Origin of the sequence: Pseudomonas sp. GM_Psu_1, from assembly GCF_026544185.1 — a bacterium.
Taxonomy (GTDB): domain Bacteria; phylum Pseudomonadota; class Gammaproteobacteria; order Pseudomonadales; family Pseudomonadaceae; genus Chryseomonas; species Chryseomonas oryzihabitans.
The window spans coordinates 421,594-436,348 of sequence record NZ_JALNUX010000003.1 but is presented as its reverse complement, the minus strand read 5'-3'; the positions used below and the strand labels follow the sequence as shown (position 1 = coordinate 436,348).

Annotated in this window: 9 protein-coding genes; 3 read left to right on the top strand and 6 right to left on the bottom strand. The window is 68.4% G+C overall.

Annotated features, from left to right (window positions below; translation table 11 throughout):
* Positions 1-10: 10 nt before the first annotated feature.
* Entirely contained in the window at positions 11-1,483 is a 1,473-nt protein-coding gene (locus OXS31_RS07130) for an iron-containing redox enzyme family protein (RefSeq protein WP_267398494.1), read from the bottom strand.
* A 269-nt stretch (positions 1,484-1,752) separates the two neighbouring features.
* Between OXS31_RS07130 and OXS31_RS07125 the strand changes: the two genes are divergently transcribed.
* Entirely contained in the window at positions 1,753-2,673 is a 921-nt protein-coding gene (locus tag OXS31_RS07125) for a GGDEF domain-containing protein (protein WP_267398493.1), read from the top strand.
* On the opposite strand, the gene OXS31_RS07120 is transcribed toward OXS31_RS07125, so the two are convergent.
* Both OXS31_RS07120 and OXS31_RS07115 read right to left on the bottom strand, forming a co-directional pair.
* Positions 2,670-2,978, bottom strand: a complete 309-nt coding sequence (locus OXS31_RS07120) for a hypothetical protein (RefSeq protein WP_267398492.1) — start codon at positions 2,976-2,978, stop codon at positions 2,670-2,672. The two genes, OXS31_RS07125 and OXS31_RS07120, sit on opposite strands and share 4 nt — an antisense overlap.
* Before the next feature lie 154 nt (positions 2,979-3,132).
* Entirely contained in the window at positions 3,133-4,752 is a 1,620-nt protein-coding gene (locus OXS31_RS07115; RefSeq protein ID WP_027602129.1) for a methyl-accepting chemotaxis protein, read from the bottom strand.
* Positions 4,753-4,980: 228 nt separating this feature from the next.
* Here OXS31_RS07115 and OXS31_RS07110 point away from each other — a divergent pair, with 228 nt between their 5' ends.
* Entirely contained in the window at positions 4,981-8,067 is a 3,087-nt protein-coding gene (locus OXS31_RS07110; RefSeq protein WP_267398491.1) for a response regulator, read from the top strand.
* Here the strand turns inward: OXS31_RS07110 and OXS31_RS07105 are convergent.
* Positions 8,064-9,380, bottom strand: coding sequence for an APC family permease (locus OXS31_RS07105; protein ID WP_267398490.1), 1,317 nt, complete (start codon positions 9,378-9,380; stop codon positions 8,064-8,066). The two genes, OXS31_RS07110 and OXS31_RS07105, sit on opposite strands and share 4 nt — an antisense overlap.
* Positions 9,381-9,774: 394 nt before the next feature.
* Between OXS31_RS07105 and OXS31_RS07100 the strand changes: the two genes are divergently transcribed.
* Positions 9,775-12,684 (top strand): PAS domain-containing protein, encoded by a 2,910-nt coding sequence (locus tag OXS31_RS07100; RefSeq protein ID WP_267398488.1) that lies wholly within the window; start codon positions 9,775-9,777, stop codon positions 12,682-12,684.
* Between the two features lie 9 nt (positions 12,685-12,693).
* Here OXS31_RS07100 and OXS31_RS07095 read toward each other — a convergent pair whose 3' ends face one another.
* Positions 12,694-13,626: a transporter gene (locus tag OXS31_RS07095; RefSeq protein ID WP_267398486.1), complete on the bottom strand. Its 933-nt coding sequence runs from the start codon at positions 13,624-13,626 to the stop codon at positions 12,694-12,696.
* Between the two features lie 89 nt (positions 13,627-13,715).
* Positions 13,716-14,708, bottom strand: a complete 993-nt coding sequence (locus OXS31_RS07090; protein ID WP_267398485.1) for a helix-turn-helix transcriptional regulator — start codon at positions 14,706-14,708, stop codon at positions 13,716-13,718.
* Between the last annotated feature and the right edge of the window lie 47 nt (positions 14,709-14,755).

Below are 14,755 nucleotides of genomic sequence, written 5' to 3'. Positions count from 1 at the left end.
GGCCTGGGCGTCAGCCCAACAGCGAGACGAACAGCCGCGTCGCCAGCAGGCCTGCGCGGCTGTGATGGCGCGCCGGCGACAGCTGCTCCACCAGCAGCGCCATGGCGGCAGCGCGACTGGGTTGGCTCGCCAGCCGTTGCTCCAGTGCGGCTTCCTCGCTGTCGAAATCGCTGCTCTGGGCCCTGCTCGCATTGGCCGCCCCGCCCTGCTCCGCTTCCAGCGCCGGGCACAGGCGTTCCTGCTGGCGCTGGCGGGCGCGAAAGCTCACCTCGCGGCGCGGCAGCACGGCCACTCGCTCGCCAGTGGCCTGCTTGCGGGCGCCGTTGTGCACGAAATCGCCGGCGATCCAGTCGTGGATCAGTTGCTGCTCGTAGGCGGTGAAGACGCCGAACATCTCCGCGCGTTCGCCCTGGATCAGCCGCCAGAAGCGGCTGTTGGTGGGGTCCTCGTGGCGCTTGATCCAGCCCTGTTCCTGCATCACCTGGAGGAAGTCCGGAATCTGCAACGGATCGTATAGCCAGTCGCTGACGCTGCGCCCGCCGATGCGGCAATAGTCGGAATGCACATAGCGGCCGACGCTGCTCTTTTCCGCCAGCACCTCGATCACCGCCTGCTCCAGGTCGAAGCCGGCGATCACCGAGGTGGTGCTGGCGCCCAGTTCGTTGAGCAGATAACCCTGCACCACGCGCTGGTAGAAGGCCGCGCGGCCTTCAGCGGGCATGGCGTCGTGCACCGCCTGCAGGGCCTTGCGCGCATGGCCGGTGCCGGCGTTGTCGACGGTCACGTGCAGGGTGAAGTAATAGGGGTCGATGCCCAGTTCGTTGAGCTCGTAAGAGGTGATCAACAGGTGCAGCGGCAGTTGCTCGTAGCCCAGGTTGAAACCCAGCACCTCGGGCAGGTAGTGATCGGCGTTATGGGCCAGGGCCAGTTGGATGGCGCCCTGCACATAGTGGTCGTCGCTCAGGTCGGCGAAGTCCTCGCAGCCGTGGCTGGCCAGCAGCTTGCGATAGAGCACCACGTGATTCTTGTCCGGTTGGCCGTCGCCCAGTTCTTCGAGGTAGATCTGGATGGCGGCGCGATAGCGCAGGTCGTCCCAGTGGGCCAGGGTGCCATAGAGCCAGGCGCCATCCACCAGTTTGGTCGGCGCCACGCCGCGCAGGAAATACAGCGCATGGGCCTTGCTGCCGAAATAGCGGCGCGGCGCCCCGGCCTTGCGTGCGGCCAGGTAGTCGCGGTACTGGGCGCCGACCCGGGCGTTGTTCTCCAGCACCCAGGCCTCCAGGCCGTCGGAGTCTTCCGGCAGGTCGGCGGTCATGCCGGCTACCGCCTGCAGCTGGTCGTCGAGAAAGAGACGGGCCCGCTCCTGCGCCTGGGCACCCGGGTGGTCTACCAGCAACGCCTGGTAGAGCGCCTTGGCGGGTTCGAGAGTGACCGGGTTCGAGGCGGCGTGCTGGCCGGTAACGGCTCTTGTCGTGGTCTGCATGAGGGGCACATCTGGCAGCTGATGAATACCTCATTCGGCCCATGGGAGAGACCTAGGTTCCTGACCGAACCCGCGCTGTAGCGTGCCGCCTCGCTTGTGGCCGTCAAAGGCGCAGGCTCGGGAACACTGCCATTCGTCGGCGGCCGGTCCGCGCCGCTTCGCCTGTTGCCACCTTCCTGGCCAGGCGACGGGTGACCCGACGAGGGACCTCATTTCCCACCCTGACAGGCCGATAGCCTGGAAACCCATGCGACCGCCAGGCCCTGCCCATGTCCCCCGCCGATTCCGACGTCGATCTGCGCACCCTCCTCGATTCGATCCAGGAGTTCATCGTCGCCAAGGACGGCCAGGGGCGCTGGCTATTCGTCAATCGCATCGTGCTCGAAGCCTATGCCATGGTCGGCTTCGACTATGTGGGCATCACCGATGTCGAGTTGATCGAGCTGTTTCCGACCCATGCCGAGGCCTTCCGCTACAACATCGACACCGACGAGCAGGCCTGGCAGAACGGCGCGCCCACCCAGATCGAAAAGTCCTTCCTGGGCCCGGACGGCCGCATCAACACCTGGGAAGTGGTCAAGACCCCGCACTTCGATGCCCAGGGTGGACGGCGGCTGCTGACCATCGTCAGTCGCAACGTCACCGAGCGCAAACTGGCCGAGACCGCCTTGCAGGAAAGCGAAAGGCGCTTCCGGTCACTGGCCTACCTGGACGCCCTGACCGGCATCGCCAACCGCCGCAGCATCCTCGACCAGATCGCCCATTACCGGGCTGGCGCTGCTGGCCACCTGCCCTGCGCCCTGTTCTATCTGGACCTCGACCGCTTCAAGGCCATCAATGACGAATTCGGCCACGAATTCGGCGATCTGCTGCTGGTGGCCTTCGTCGCCCGGGTCAGCGCCTGCCTGCGCACTGGCGATCTGCTTGGCCGGATCGGCGGCGACGAATTCATCGTCTTCCTGCGCGAGACCTCCGCCGATGCGGCCCTGGCCCTGGCCGAGCGCCTGTGCAGTGCCCTGCAGCGACCCTGGCAGCTGCAGGGCATCAGCCTCCAGACCACCTCCTCCATCGGCATCGCCCATTGCACCGATGGCAGCCTCAATGTCCATGAACTGATCCGCCGCGCCGACGGCGCCCTGTACCAGGCCAAGCGCGCCGGCCGGGCGCGGGTGGTGCTGGCCGAGGCCTAGAGGCGTTCGGTCGGCTGGGCGCGGATCAGGATCTCGCGCTGGCGAAAGGCCGTTTCCAGCCGGCGCCGATAGTCCGCCCACCAGGCCCTGTCCAGGGCCTCGGTCATGACCTCGTAGACCAGCAACTCGTCGTCCTCGACGCGCTCCGCCTCGTCCTGGCACAGGCCCTCCACCGGCGCCCGGCTGAAGGCGGTCAGCCCGCCGAAGCGCGCCACCAGTTCCTCACGGACCTCCTGGAACAGCGCCCCGGGCAGGCGCTGGCCGTCGTTGGCGTTCAGGGGTAGCAGCAACTGGATGAGGTACATGGCCGTCTCTCCTGGGATCTTTCGCTGCAGACCCCTTGGCACCCCGGACCGGTTCCCGGCCGTTGGTCCCGCCATGCCTGCCTGCTGGTAGGCAGGCAACAAAAAGGCCCTGCCGAGGGGCTCTCGGCAGGGCCTTTCCAGGCGTTCAGCTGGATCAGACCGAGAAGCGACCGACCAGGCGATTCATGTCCACCGCCAGGCGCGAGACCTCATGGGCGGCCGCGGCGGTCTGGTGGGCACCGGCCGAGGTCTGGATCGACAGATCGCGGATGCTGACCAGATTCTGGTCCACCGATCGGGCGACCTGGGCCTGCTCTTCCGACGCCGTGGCGATGAGGAAATTGCGCTCGTTGATCTCGGTGATGGAGCGGGCGATCTCCTCCAGGGCGGCACCGGCTTCGTGGGCGATCTTCAGGGTGGCGGTGGCCTCGTCGCGGCTGCGTTGCATGGCCTGCACGGCGCCTTCCGAACCGCTCTGGATGCCGCCGATCATCTGCTCGATCTCGCGGGTGGATTCCTGGGTTCGGTGGGCCAGGGCGCGCACCTCGTCGGCGACCACGGCGAAGCCGCGACCCTGTTCACCGGCCCGGGCGGCTTCGATGGCGGCGTTCAGCGCCAGCAGGTTGGTCTGCTCGGCGATGCCGCGGATCACATCGACCACGGTGGCGATGCCTTGCGCCTGTCCGGCCAGAGCGACGATCTGCTCGCTGGTGTGGGACACGGTACTGGTCAGGGAGTTGATGGCATTGACGGTCTCGGTGACGCGGGCCGCGCCCAGGCCGGTGGAGCGCTCGGATTGCTGCGCCGAGGTCGAGGCCGAGGCGGCGTTACGCGCCACCTCCTCCACGGCGGCGGTCATCTCGTTGACCGCCGCGGCAGCCTGTTCCACCTCGCCGTTCTGGCGTTGCAGGCCACGGCTGGCTTCTTCGGTCACGGCATTCATCTCTTCGGCGGCGGACGCCAGCTGGGTCGAGGCTTCGCCGATGTGGCTGACGGTGTCGCGCAGGGTCTGCTGCATCTGCACCGTGGCCCGCATCAGGTCGGCCATCTCGTCGCGACCCTCTGCCACAACCGACACCCGCAGATCGCCTTCGGCAATGCGCTTGTTGATGGCCAGCACCTGGCGCAGCGGCTGCAGGATGCTGCGGGTATAGAGCACGGCCAGCACCACGGTAAGGACCACGGCCACGGCGGAGATGACCCCGAGCAGCCAGAGGTTACGGCTATAGGTCTGGTTGGCCAGCTCGCCCGCCTGCTTGGCGCCGCGTTGGTTGAAGTCACCCAGGGCGACGATCTTCTCCTGCAGGTCGTTGGTCAGCGGACGGATGTTGGCGTTGACGTAGGCGGTCCCTTCGCTGGCCGGACGCGTCCGGGCGATGGCAACGATCTCGTCGAGCCGGGCGTCGTAGGCCTTGACGCCGGCGGACACGGCATCGGCCAACCGCTGCTCCTCAGGCGAAGCGACCAGGGCCTGATAGGCCGCCACCTCCTTCTGCAGCTGGCCGCGCGTCTGGGCGATGGTCGCCGCGGCGGTCTGCTTCATCTGGTCGTCCTCCGAGGCCACCATGCGCAAGGTCTCCAGGCGCAGACGGAGCACCAGGGTATCCATCTTGGCGGTCTGGGCGATGCTGGCCATCCAATTGGTCTCGACGTCCTGCTCCGCTTTATAGAGCGAATTCAGGCCGACGGCCGAGGTGACCGCCAGGACCAGCAGCAACAGGGTGACGGCGGCAAAACACACGGCCGAACGGGCCGACAATCTCAGGGTACGCATGGAATGACTCCGGGCAGACAGGGCAGATTCACCTCCTTCTGTTCGGCGTCACCGTCCCTTGACTGAATAGCCACCCATCGCCGATCAGCGGCACCCTCTCGATAAGCTGCAGGCTAGAGCTGGCGCGGCCTGCAGCGATATGCACCGGCCCGACGACGGGAGCTCAAGCCTGGCAAAGGACCACTCTAACTCAGGCTAGAATGAGCCTTCTCCACCATCGAAATGCCCATGTCGCCTATCAAGTCCCGCCCTGCGCACCTGGTCCCGCTGCGCAACCGCCTGCTGGCCATCGCCTTCGCCGGGATCGTGCCCCTGGCGCTGATTGCCGGGCTGGGGCTGTGGCTGCTCGTCCATCACCAGCAGCATGAAGCTGAACAGCGGGCGCTGGAATCCAGCCGCCAGGCCGCCACCACCATCGAGAGCGAACTGCGCCGTTCGGTGACCATCCTCCAGGCCCTGGCCGAGTCGCCCCTGCTGGCGGCGGGCGACCTGGAGGGCTTCGCCACCCTGGTCGAGCGGGTCCTGCCGCTGGCGCCGGGATGGCGCTCGGTGCTGCTCGCCACACCGGATGGGCAGGTCATCAAACGGATATCGAGCTTCAAACGGGCGCCGGGGGGGCCTGTCGCCGAGCCGGACAGCTTCGCCGAGGTGATCGCCCAGCGCCGGCCAGTGGTTGGGCAACTGGGCCGTGGCCCCTCCGGCCTGCTCGCCTTTCCGATTAGGGTCCCGGTGTTGCGTGAGGGTCAGCTGAGCTTCGTGTTGACCGCGGTGATGACACCGGAAAGCATCCGCGCGGCGCGTCTGGCCCGCGCCCTGCCCAAGGACTGGGTGGGCTCGGTATTCGATCGCCACGGCCTGCGCATTGCCCGTACCAGTCTGCATGAGGAAAGCCTGGGCGAGCCCGCCCTGCCAGGCCTGGCGGCGATCCTGACGCAACCGGGTGAGGAAGGCGTCGGCACCGCCCGTACCCGCGAAGGCCGCCAGGTCTATACCGCCTTCGTGCGCCTGCCCGATTCCGGCTGGACCGTGACCACCGCCATCCCCACCGAAGAGGTGACCGCGGCCGCCAATCGCTCCTTCGCCCTCTATGGCGGTGGCCTGGTGCTGTCGGTGGCTTTCGCCTGGGCGATGGCCCTGCTGCTGTCGCGGCGCATCAGCCAGCCGGTACAGGCGCTGCAGGCCGCCGCCCAGGCGCTGGGCCAGCGCCAGCCACCCGTGCTGCCGGACAGTGACGTCCTGGAGATCCGCCAGGTCGGCGAAGCCCTGCTGGCCGCAGCCGACGCCCGCCGGCTGCTGGAAGAGGAGCGGGACGACTACCTGCGGGGCCTGCAGCGGAGTCAGGAACAGTTGCAGCTGCAGGTCGCCGATCTGGAGGTCCTGCAACGGCTCAATCATCGCCTGCTGCAATTGCCCTCGCTGTCGCAACAGTTGCAGGAGATCCTCGAGGTCCTCTGCCACTTTCATCAGACGTCCCTGGGCTGCGTCTCGCTGCTGGAAGACGGCAAGCCGCCGCAACTGTATTTCGCGCCGGGCTTCGCGGCCGAGGAGCAGGACCAGTTGGCCGCCCTGCAGCCCGCAGACAGCGCCTGTGCCGCCGCCCTGCGCAGCGGTACCCGCGTGGTGATACCGGAGCTGGCGACCGCGCCGGAGTTCGCCGCCCTGGCCACGCTTGGCCGCCGCCTGGGCTTTGCCGCCCTGCATGCCGTGCCCTTGCGCAGTACCCTGCACGGCACCCTCGGCGCGCTCACCGTGCACCTGCCGGAGGCCGGGGAACCCACGCCGCGCCAGCAGCGCCTGGCCGATCTGTGCGCCTCCAAGGCGGCGCTGGTGATCGATCGCGCCCGGATCCAGGAGGCCGCGCTGCACTCGCAACGCCGCCTGCGGGTGGCGCTGGAGAGCTCGCAGGTGTCCTTTGGCATCGCCGTGCCCGCTGCCGAAGGCGGCTTCGTCTGGGACTATCTCAACCCCATCGGCGCCGCCACCCTGGGCCACGACGGCAGCGCCGCGCATCCCAGCCTGCCCTGGGCCGGTCCGCGCATCCTGCAGGCCTGTGGTGAGCACCAGGCCGACGAGGCGGCCTGGTCCGTCGAACTACAGGGCGCCGATGCCAGTGGCACCAGCCGCTGGCTGCAGATCAGCGCCACGCCCTTCGACGGCAACGTGGCGGTCTGGTTTCTCGACATCACCGAGCGCAAGCGCCAGGAACAGCAGCTGCGCGACAACGATCGGCAAAAGGATGAATTCCTCGCCGTGCTGGCCCATGAGCTGCGCAATCCCCTGGCGCCCATCCGCCATGCGGCGGCGCTGATCGCCGCGCCCCAGGCCTCGCTCGAACAGCAACAGCGCAGTTGCCAGACCATCGAGCGGCAGGTGGAACGCATGGGCGCCCTGCTCAATGACCTGCTGGACATCTCACGCATCACCTTTGGGCGCATCACCCTGCACAATGCCTTCGTTACCCTGCAGACGGTGCTCCAGGCGGCGGCCGACGCGGCCCAGGCGCCGATGCAGGACAAGGGTCAGAGCTTCATGCTGCAACTGCCCGAGGCGCCGCTCTGGCTTTACGCCGATACGCTGCGCCTGGAGCAGATCTTCATCAACCTGCTGGGCAACGCCGCCCGCTACACCCCGGCGGGCGGTCGGATCATCCTCTCCGTACAGGCGGGCGCCAAAGAGGTGCGGGTGGAGATCGCCGACAACGGCATCGGCATCGCGCCCGAACGCCTGACCGATCTTTTCCAGATGTTCGGCCAGATCGATCCGCGCCTGGCAGAACGCTCGCCGGGCCTGGGTATCGGCCTGGCGCTGTCCCGCGAACTGGCGCGGCTGCAGGGTGGCGACATCACCGCGACCAGCGCCGGCCTGGGTCAGGGCAGCCGCTTCACCGTGAGCCTGCCGCTGACCGTGGCGCCTCCGGCGACCGTTGCGGAGCCCGTCGCAGCGGCGCCAGCGCTGCCGGCCACCCGGCGGATCCTGGTGGCGGACGACAACCCCGACATCGCCGACACCATCGCCGAATTGCTGGAGCTGGATGGCCACGAGGTACGGGTCGTCTACGACGGCCAGGCGGCGCTCACGCTGTTCCAGAGCTATGGCCCCGACATCGTCATCTCCGACATCGGCATGCCGGGGCTCACCGGTCACCAACTGGCCCGGGCGATCCGCGAGATCCCGGCCGGGCAGGCCGTCAAGCTGATCGCCATGACCGGCTGGGGTCAGGCCCAGGACAAGGCCGAGGCCTTGGCGGCGGGCTTCGATCATCACCTGACCAAGCCGGCCGACATGCAGACCCTCTATGCGCTGGTGGGCGGCTAGGCGGTGACCCGGCGCGCGCCGGCCAGCCGCGTCAGCCCATAGAGCGCGGCGCCGACCAGCAGCATCAGCGCGGCGCGCCACCAGGTCGCCGCGCCCTGCTGGGCCAGGAGCAGCGCACAGGAGGCCAGGGCCAGCACCGGAAAGAGCCAGTGGACGCGGAAATGCGCGTGTTCGACCCGGTCGCGCTTGAGCACCAGCACCGCCAGGTTGGTGCTGATGAACACCACCAGGAGCAAGAGCACCACGGTCTCGGCCAGCACATCCAGGGTGCTGGTATAGGTCAGGGCGATGGCCACCGCGGTGGTGGCGAGGATGGCGACCCCCGGGGTCTGTCGCCGCGGCAGTACCCGACCGAGCACCGCCGGCAGCAGCCCCTGGCGGGCCATGCCGTAGGCCAGGCGACTGGCCATGATCATGGTCAGCAGCGCGCCATTGGCTACCGCGATCAGGGCGATGACGGCAAATAGCCGGGTCGGCACGCCCAGCCCCGAGGCGCCGAGGACGTCCATCAGCGGCGCGCCCGAGGCCTTGAGCTGCGCCACCGGCAGCACCAGCGCGGCGCCCGCCCCCACCAGCATGTAGACGATGCCGGCGATGACCAGGGCGCCAAACAGCGCCCGCGGATAGACGCGGCTGACATCGCGTACCTCCTCGGCCAGGTTGGCCGAGGTCTCGAAGCCGACGAAGGAATAGAAGGCCAGCAGCGAGGCGCTGAGAATGGCCACCGTGGCCGAGGGCGCATCCACCTCCAGCAGCCGCGCGGGCTCACCTTGCCCCTGGGCGACGAACCAGGCCGCCGCCACGATGACGATCACCAGGCCCGACAACTCGACCAGGGTCATCACCAGGTTGACCGACAGCGATTCCTTGATGCCCCGGGCATTGAGCAGGCCGATGAGCACCAGGAAGGCCAGGCAGACCCAGCCGGCCGGCCAGGGCACCAGGGCCTGCAGATAGCCACCGGCAAAGGCCACCGCCAGCCCCGCGGCACTGGTGACGCCAGCGGCCAGCATCGAGAAACCCACCAGAAAGGACAGCCAGGGCCGGCCGAAGGCGCGTTCGGCAAAGACCGCCGCGCCGCCCGCCCTCGGGTACTTGGTGACCAGCTCCGCATAGGAGGCGGCGGTCAGCAGGGCGAACAGCAAGGCGATCAGCAGCGGCGCCCAGATGGCACCGCCGACCCGCCCGGCGATCGTCCCCGCCAGGGCATAGACACCCGCGCCCAGCACGTCGCCGAGGATGAAGAACAGCAGCATGGGCAGGGTGATGGCGCGTTTGAGCGTGGTGGTTGCGGGAGAAGATTCCGTGACCATGGCGTGGTGCTCCTGGAGCGGTCGAAGAGACGGACGCGGGCCCTTGCCGAACCCGTCGCGTGCAACCGTAGAGAGCCCACGCGCCGACCGGGTTCCAGCCCCTGACCGTTCGTCCCCCGGGCCGGACGGTCAGGGGCGCGGGCACAGCGCGATCCTGGGCCCCGGCTGCCGGCCAGCCGCCGCTGCGCTTACCCTCGTCTAGCCCGGGAGCCCGCGCGAGCGTACCGTTTCGCTGGCAAGCAGCGGTTTTGCCCGGCCACCGGCAAGCCACCGATCCGCCGGGTTTGCCGATCAGCGGCAGGGCCTTTTCGCCCTCGCGGGCCCTTGCCACACTCTCCGACTTTTTGCGGTCGAACGACCCTGAAGATTCCTTCCCCCGAGGATGCCCAGCAAGATGAGTGAGGGACCCCTGGCCACGCTCACGCGCGCCGAACTCGAAGCCGAGGTGCTGCGCCTGCGCGCCGCCTTGCAGGAGGCCCTGCCGGACAAAGACGCCCCCCGCCGCCCCAGCAAGGCACGCAGCCGCGCCGTGCTGGAAAGCACCACCCAGTTCGCCATCGTGGTCTGCGACCGTGAGGGGCTCATCACGGACTGGAATCCGGGCGCCGAGCAGGTCATGGGCTGGACCGCCCAGGAGATGATCGGCCAGGATGCCTCGCGCTTCTTCACCCCTGAGGACCGGGCCAACCGTCGTGCCGCGTACGAGATGGCCAAGGCGTTGCGGGATGGCAGCGCCATGGACGAGCGCTGGCACCTGCGCAAGGACGGCCAGCGCTTCTGGGCCTCGGGCGAGATGATGGCCCTGACCGACGACGACGGCGAGCCCCTGGGGTTCGTCAAGATCCTCCGCGATCGTACCGTCGAACACCTGGCGGGCCTGGCGCTCAAGGAAACCCAGGAACGCTACCGGCTGGTGGCCGAAGCCACCAACGACGCCATCTGGGACTGGGACTTCAGCACCGGCCAGGTGCGCTGGAACGAAGCCCTGACCACGGCCTATGGCCACGCCCCGGAAGCGGTGGACTCTACCGGCAGCTGGTGGCTCGCCCAGATCCATCCGGACGACCGCACGCGAATCGACGCCTCAATCCATGGGGTGATCGATGGCGACGGCCTGGTCTGGACCGACGAATACCGCTTTCTGCGTGCGGACGGCTCCTATGCGCTGGTGTTCGACCGCGGCCGGGTGATCCGTGATGTCTACGGCCGCCCCACGCGGATGATCGGCGCCATGCTGGACATGAGCCAGCTGCAGACGGCGGAAACCGCCCTGCGCAAGAGCGAAGAGCGCTTTCGCGCCATCATCGAGACCATCGGCTCGGCCTTCGCCATCGTCCAGGTCAAGTTCGATGCCGACGACAAGCCCATCGACTACCGCTTCCTGGAGGCCAATCCGGCCTTCGAACGCCAAGCCGGGGTCAATCTGCGCGGCAAGTGGGTGACGGAGTTCGCCCCCAACCTGGAGCAGTTCTGGTTCGACACCTATGGCCATGTGGCCAAGACCGGCGAACCGGCGACCTTCGAGAATTACGCCAATACCTTCGAACGCTGGTTCGACGTGCGCGCCGTGCGGGTCGGCGACCCGGACGAGCGCCAGATCGCCATCCTCTTCAGCGACGTGACCGAGCGGCGCAACGCCGAGGAACGGCTGCGCGTCAGCGAAGCCCTGGCCCGGGAGAACATCGAGCGGGTGCAGCTGGCGCTTTCCGCGGGCGCCATCATCGGCACCTGGCACTGGGACCTGCCGACCGACAGATTCACCGTGGACGAAGCCTTCGCCACGGTCTTCGGCCTCGACCCGCAGCTGGGCCGCGAGGGCCTGAGCCTGGCGCAGGTGGTCACCAACGTCCATCCCGATGACAAGGAGGGCCTCGCCCGGGCCATCGAGGTGGTGATCGCCCAGGCCGGATCCTTCGCCCATCAGTACCGGGTGCGCCGCGCCGACGGCCACTACTACTGGATCGAGGCCAACGGCCGGGTCGACCATGCCGCCGACGGCACGCCGCTGCGCTTTCCCGGCGTGCTCATCGACGTCGAGGAGCGGCGCGCCATCGAGGCCGAGCGCGACAAGGCCCTGGCCGCCCTGCGCACCCTCAACGACACCCTGGAGGTGCGCGTGGCCGAACGTTCGGCCGAGTTGATGCAGGCCGAGGAAAAGCTGCGCCAGGCGCAGAAGATGGAAGCCGTCGGCCAGCTCACCGGCGGCCTCGCCCACGACTTCAACAACCTGCTGGCCGGTATCTCCGGCGCGCTGGAACTGATGGAGACGCGCATCGCCCAGGGTCGGCTGCGCGAACTCGATCGCTACCTGGTGGCCGCCCAGGGCGCGGCCAAGCGCGCCGCCGCCCTCACCCACCGGCTGCTGGCCTTTTCCCGGCGTCAGACCCTGGCGCCACGACCGGTGGACGTCAACCAGCTGATCGATGGCCTCACCGACCTCATCCAGCGCACCGTGGGTCCGAGCATCCAGGTCGAGACGGTCGGTGCCGCCGGCCTCTGGCCCGCCCTGGTGGATCCCAGCCAGCTGGAAAATTCGCTGCTCAACCTGTGCATCAATGCCCGCGACGCCATGCCCGACGGCGGCCGCATCACCATCGAGACCGCCAATCGCTGGATGGATCGCGAGACCGCCCGCGCCCAGGATCTGCCGGAAGGCCAGTACCTGTCGCTGTGCGTGACCGATACCGGGGTCGGCATCCCGCCCGAGGTGGCGGCCCGGGTGTTCGAGCCCTTCTTCACCACCAAGCCCATCGGCCAGGGCACCGGCCTGGGCCTGTCGATGATCTATGGCTTCGCCCGCCAATCGGGCGGCCAGGTGCGGCTCTACTCCGAAGTCGGCCAGGGCACCACCCTGTGCATCTATCTGCCGCGTTACCTGGGCGAGGCGCCGGCCGACGAAGACCTGGCCACGCGCCTGGACATGGCCGGCAGCGCCCAGGGCGAGACGGTGCTCATCGTCGACGACGAGCCAACGGTACGGATGCTGGTGGTGGATATCCTCGAAGACCTCGGCTACGCGGTGATTGAAGCCGCCGACAGCCTCACCGGCCTGAGGATCCTGCAGTCCGATGTGCACCTGGATCTGCTGATCACCGACGTCGGTCTGCCCGGTGGCATGAACGGCCGGCAGATGGCCGATGCGGGGCGTCAGTCACGCCCGGGGCTCAAGACCCTGTTCATCACCGGCTATGCCGAGAACGCCGCCATCGGCAACGGCCACCTGGACCCCGGCATGGAGATCCTGACCAAGCCCTTCGCCGTGGACACCCTGGCGGCGCGGGTGCGCGAGATGATGGGCGGCTAGCCCGCCCCGCTAGAAGCTGGCGCCGATCTTCAGCGCCACCGTATAACCCTCCGCCCGGTTGCGCGTCTCGAATTCCTTGTAGGCGTGCAGCCAGATGGCCGGCAGCCGCGAGGCGGGGTCGAAGTAGCTGAGCGCCGGCCCCAGCGCCAGGGTGCGGGCGCGGTTGCCACGGGTCAGGCCGGGGGCGTCGTCGTCGCTGAGCTGGCGGTAATAGTAGCCGCCCAGCCCCGCCGTCCAGGGACCGACGTGCTGGCCGACGGCGAATTCGTGGCGATACTCCACCCCGCTGCGGTAGTCGGTGGCCGAGTTGCGCGCATTGATGTCGACCTGGAAGCTGGACGACAGCTCCAGTCCGCTGGGGCTGATGTAGCTGGCGTTGAAGATCGGCGAGACCGTCCAGTGGTTGGTCCCGGGACTGACCAGGCGATTCTTGTCGTAGTCACCGGTGGGCGCCTGGATCGACAGCTGGGTGTTGATGCCGACGCCGGGCGCCGGCTCCCAGGCGAGGATCAGCGGAATCAGCTGCAGGTCGGCCGGGCGGAACAGCTCGGCGCTGTCGCTGAACACCCGCTGCCCGCCGGCGTTGATACCGAGGTCCGCATCCATGCGAAAGAACACCGAGACCGCGCCGAAGCCGTAGCGCGCCCCGAACAGCTGCTGATCGGTCATGCGCAGATAGGCCAGGCCGATGGCCAGGACGTTGATGTTGAAATCGTTGCCATCGTCCCGGCCATGGCTGTCCTTGATCACTCGCGCCTGGTAGTCGCTGAAGCGCATGCCGATCGTACCGACGGGCGTCGACGGCGGCATGAAGCCGGCGCCGAAGTCCTGTACCCCGGCGGCGGTGGTAGGCATGCCCTTCTCGGTGGCGTGGGTGGTGGCGGCCAGCGCCGCGAGTGACAGGACGGCGGCGCGGGTCAGCATTCCGGGCAGAGACGGCATGGCGGGATTCCTCAGGGCTTTCGAGCGGGCGAGCGAGGCCTCACCGGGCGCGCGAGGCGCCCGGTCTTGGCGTAGGGATCAGGGGGAGATCAGTCCGGCGCGGCGGCGACCTGTTGCGCGATCTGCGCCTTGCGGTTGACGCCGAGCTTCTCGTAGATGCGCCTCAGGTGATGACGGACCGTGGCCGGCGCCATGCCCAGGTTGCGGGCGACTTCCTTGTAGGTCTGGCCGAGGGCGAAGCACTGGGCCACTTCCAACTCGCGGGCACTGAGGCGTTCCGCCGAACTGCGCCGGCGCGCCTTGAGCAGCAGCAGATCGCCCAGCGGCTGGGCATCGAGCTGCAGGGTACGGCCCTGGTAGGTGCCCTGGGGATCGCAGGCGGGCGGCAGGCGATTGCCCTGCCAGCCCTCCCACTCCCCCGCCAGCAGGGCGGCGAAGCCGGGCTCCATGGACAGCAGCACGCCATAGCGATCGCACACCGCCAGGGCCAGCTCGTCGAAGCTGCCCTGGCTGTCTCTCAGGGTCGCCAGGGTGCGCAGGCAACTCTCACGCTCGGCATGCAGCAGATGCGGCATAAGCCACTCCACCAGCTGGCATTCCAGGGCGGTGAAGGGGGTGGCGGGATCTTCGCGGAACAGCGTGAGATGGACACCGAGGCGGGTCTGGTCGTCGGTGAGCACGATGCGCAGGCCATGGGCCAGGCCATACCGCTGCCCCAGGGCGGCCAGGCTCGGCGAGGCCGTCAGGTCCTGGCAGTCGAACACCTGGCAGCGTCCCTGCCCCAGGTGCAGGTCGCCAAGGGTGCGGTCGTCGGCCTTGAGGGCATCCCATTCGCGGGTATAGCTCCCGGGCAGCCCCAGCAGAAAGGTGCTGTGCGCCACGGGGACGCCGTCGCGCCAGGCGGAGTTGCCCCACCAGGCCTTGTCGAAGGCGACCAGGCGTTGCAGCTGCGCCAGGGCCTGGGCATGGAATTCGGTGATGGCCCCGCCCCGCAGGCGGGCTTGCAGCGCCAGGACGACCTGGCTGAAGCGGGCGACCACGTCGCTGGGCACACTGCAGGAAACGACGGCTGACTGATCCATGCTACCCCCATTGTTTTGATTGTCTGGGTAGGATGCCGGCCCCCTGA